We start from the raw sequence: 437 nt of genomic DNA, 5'->3' as shown, positions 1-437 counted from the left end.
GACTTCAACGGCTCTGACACCATCCCGGGCCCACGCGCCGAGGACCAGCTGCCCCACACGGCGCAGTCCGCGGTGAAGATCGTGATCGTCGGCGGGTTCGGGGTCGGCAAGACCACGATGGTCGGCTCGGTCAGCGAGATCAAACCGCTGACCACCGAGGAGACCATGACGCAGGCCGGCATCGGGGTCGACGACAACTACGGCTCCGCGTCCAAGACGGCCACCACCGTCGCCATGGACTTCGGCCGCATCAAGATCACCGACGAGCTGGTGCTGTACCTGTTCGGCACGCCGGGCCAGGAACGCTTCTGGTTTCTGTGGAACGGCCTGTTCGAGGGCGCGCTCGGCGCGGTCGTGCTGGTCGACACCCGCCGTCTGGAAGTCAGCTTCGACGTCATGGGCCGCCTGGAGGAACGCGGCGTGCCCTTCGTCGTCGC

1 protein-coding gene is annotated in these 437 nt (G+C 67.3%); it reads left to right on the top strand.

The window, feature by feature from the left end; genetic code table 11:
• Nucleotides 1-21 precede the first annotated feature (21 nt).
• On the top strand, nt 22-437 hold a 416-nt coding region (locus LPA54_RS39265; RefSeq protein ID WP_228985173.1), incomplete at its 3' end, for an ATP/GTP-binding protein.

The sequence above is a fragment of the Streptomyces sp. DH12 genome, assembly GCF_020873895.1.
GTDB lineage: Bacteria > Actinomycetota > Actinomycetes > Streptomycetales > Streptomycetaceae > Streptomyces.
Note: the sequence above shows the minus strand (reverse complement) of the source record. Positions and strands in the feature narration are given on the sequence as shown.